General features: G+C 36.9%; 2 protein-coding genes and 1 pseudogene. All 3 read right to left on the bottom strand.

What is annotated here, in order from left to right:
• Nucleotides 1–24: 24 nt before the first annotated feature.
• Nucleotides 25–573 carry a hypothetical protein gene (locus H5202_RS19560; RefSeq protein ID WP_182773536.1) on the bottom strand — a complete coding sequence of 183 codons (549 nt, stop codon included), beginning with the start codon at nt 571–573 and terminating at the stop codon, nt 25–27.
• Nucleotides 574–2,320: 1,747 nt separating this feature from the next.
• A complete protein-coding gene (locus H5202_RS24825) occupies nt 2,321–2,491 on the bottom strand; it encodes a GFA family protein (RefSeq protein ID WP_443019447.1) in 171 nt (56 codons plus the stop codon).
• Between the two features lie 103 nt (nt 2,492–2,594).
• Nucleotides 2,595–3,218 (bottom strand): annotated as a pseudogene (locus H5202_RS19555) (alpha/beta hydrolase); the annotation flags it as partial.

Genomic DNA, 3,218 nt, shown 5'->3' with positions numbered 1-3,218 from the left:
GTAAATTTCGAGTGCAACGGCTTGTTAGCTCAAATTTAAATTCAACCATTCTATATGATTCTCATAGACCGCCCGATTGAAATTATTTGAGTACGCGTTCATAAAGCCGTGATACACATTGCTCTTTTGAATTTTTACATTCCTTTTTGATGATAATTCTTCCTGTAACTCAACAACGTCAAAATGTGGCTCGCTCACAGGAAATATCAACGTTACGTCAAATAGAGGATTCACTGATCTGAATTTTCTAATTTGGGACCCATAAAAGCAAATCGCACGAGATATATTTTTGACCGATGAATTCCCAGAAAGCCTCCAAACTACAGTAGCCCCAACGCTGAACCCAATCAATGTACTCGATAACGGAGCAGTCAAAGTCAGCTCGAGTATTATTGAGTGATACGCCTCTAATCCAACGTGCTCAGTAAAATAGGAATACGCTTCTGCCTCGCTCTGAAAACCTAAGTTTTCCCCTCCATACGGGTCTGCAATAATCTCTGCATTCACTATTTTTCCAAATTCGATCAAAGCGGGGGTAATACCAAAAACATCAGATACCAAAATTAAAGTCATAGTTTTCTGCTTTAGGGGTTAACGAGGCTGTAGAATAACTCTAACGGCCAAATTCAATTAAAAAACGAGCCCCTAAAATTAATCCTAAGAGCTTTATAGACACGAGGTAACGCATTTGGAACGCATAAAACAGCCTGCTTTTTTGCCGCGCATTGCGAAAAAGGAGACAGTTTACAAAGTCCTTGCTAGATACACTTGTTAAGCCTTTTATGTTAGAAACCGTTGTTCTAGTTCCTGTTTTATTAAATACCTGTTAATGGACCAAATATGCATTAAGACGATAATTAAAACCATGACCGATATTGCTATTATTGGACACTCGATAAGTGAACGATTTAGGAACAGCCAAATTACACCGCTGGATAACGCAGATATTAGTACCGTAATTGAGCACATTAATGGGCTTACAGTTATAGATAACCTAATAAGCTGCTTGTTGGTAAGTGAAGAGTAATTAGAGGTACTTATTTTACACCAAAATTTTAATAAAGCTTTTGAAATTGGACTACTTGTTAGTGGATATTGCTCGAGTTTCTCGTCTGGGTTTTCATAGACGATTTTGAGTGTAAGCAGGATAAAAATAAAAATTATAAAGAACGTTACTAATGAGAGTGTTAACAGAGAATGTTCAAATTCGCCATAAATTAGATACTCAAAGCTAAGACATATAAACGTAGAAATGGCAGAACAAGCAGCTGCTGTTAAAGTTAAACTTGGTCGTGACGGAAGTTGATTAGCCCTCTTAATTCTGAAGTACAAGCCTGTTGCTGCTAGCAATGAACCAGCCAAAGTACCCAAAAAAACCATAGTTTGAAAGATAACAATTATTCCGGCTAATGCCACAAAATTAATAAGTGCAAAATAAACTACATTTTTAAACATATATTTTTATGATTCCTGAGGTCTTAACGTCTTATTACGCGGCCAAAACTTGTTGAGAAACGAAACATAACCAATTTTTTTTACGTTTAAATTCTTTAGTTTTTGCACACACTGTAATCAAATATTTCTGGTGAATTTGGTAAGTTATCAGCTTGAAAACTCCCCAATACACCAATAACGACAAATAATAATGGCGCTATTAAATGAGCTAATGATTTAACCTTTGATCTCCAACCTCTAATTATTTTAGTTGGCTTATATACCTTTACTCCTTTCGGTGGGAATTGACCATCTCTTAGCCCTTTAATCCCAATTGGAACTGAATACACTCCCACTAATATTGCGCTAAATATAGGTAAACCGACGAATAAAGAATACTGAAGTACGGTTATCCCCGAATGGCCTAGCAGAGCATGACAATATGCGGTATTCGCATACCAATTGATATATGGGAACACCCACTTTTGATGGGTTATGACAACGAAAGCACCTAATAATATATATAGGGTAATTCTTTCTATTTTTTCTTTTTTTGAAAACTCATCTGCAAATTCGATGACTACCCCCTCAGAACGGCTTTTAACAATTGCCTATAATGTGAAGCGAAGCGGAACCTAGCTAACTATTTTTAATTCCGCTTGAATGACTTTTAATGCATTTTATGGCACGTTCTCATTATATTGAGGAACATCACCAGCAATAGTTTCCCAGTTTGCTTTAGAACCTACGAATATATGCCTGCCAAGTTGAATTTCAGGATCTCCATTGACACAACCAAGAGTAACACCGTGCACTGTGCCATTAATAACACCACATATAGTTGAACCACAATTACTACAAAATTGAAGAAAAAAACCATGTTTGCCTATATAAGAAGTAAGTTTTCACCGGATACCCATTTAAATTTATCTGCATCAATCAAAGCATAAGCAGAAGCTTGGAAGCTGAATGCATTACGGCATCGAGAACAATGACAAGAACAGGAATCTTGTAAAACACCATTAAAATGATATTTAATTTCACCAGTTATAAACACAGAGATCTCCTTTTAGTGCAATGCAAAACACACATTAGTGCAGCTAGCGCTTTTTGCTGGTGATGAAAGTTTTTTAGCTTTTTTACTCAAACAACACTTACTTTCAGTTTGAAATTTTCTGTTGCTCAGCCTTTAAATCGATATTTTGCACCTTGATCTCATCAACATAAATTGAATTATTGGCGACGGCCAATTCCAGTGCCCGCTCAGATGCAATTAACGCATCGAACAAATTTTTGTTCAAACTATAGGCCGTGGCTAAACTATCCCATAATATTTCAGAATCAGGGAATGCCTTGGTACCTTGCGCCAAAATTTCAACGCCCCATGCAGCCTTATCTTCATAAGCAGCTTTTAGCCCATATACATTAAACTGATGTACCGACAACGGAAACTTGTAACCAAATTCCTTAACTTTATCCTCGTAGAACTTTGTAAGCTCAAGTAAAGACATGACATCAACTTCAGGTACGGCATTCCAACCAGAAAAAACAGCTTGTAGCCCTTTTGCAATTCCAATAAGAGGGGTGCTGTCGTGGGTTTCATCAGGAAACCTTGTATACGCGTGATAAAGCCAAGACTTTGAGTAGTTTTTTAAAGCCATTAGCATACTATCAAAAGCTTCAGGCATTTCTTTTGGCTCACTCGCCATGCTAAGAAACCATCGAAAAGGTTTAACCACTTTGGTCGAGTGATTCCTTTTATAATCTGAGACAATTACCGCATC

This window comes from Shewanella sp. SG41-4 (assembly GCF_014164505.1).
GTDB lineage: Bacteria > Pseudomonadota > Gammaproteobacteria > Enterobacterales > Shewanellaceae > Shewanella.
This window is presented reverse-complemented; position numbering and strand designations above follow the sequence as displayed.

Excerpts from the sequence above, each read along its gene's own strand:
- H5202_RS19560 (WP_182773536.1), bottom strand. The coding sequence starts at position 573 with ATGACTTTAATTTTGGTATCTGATGTTTTTGGTATTACCCCCGCTTTG.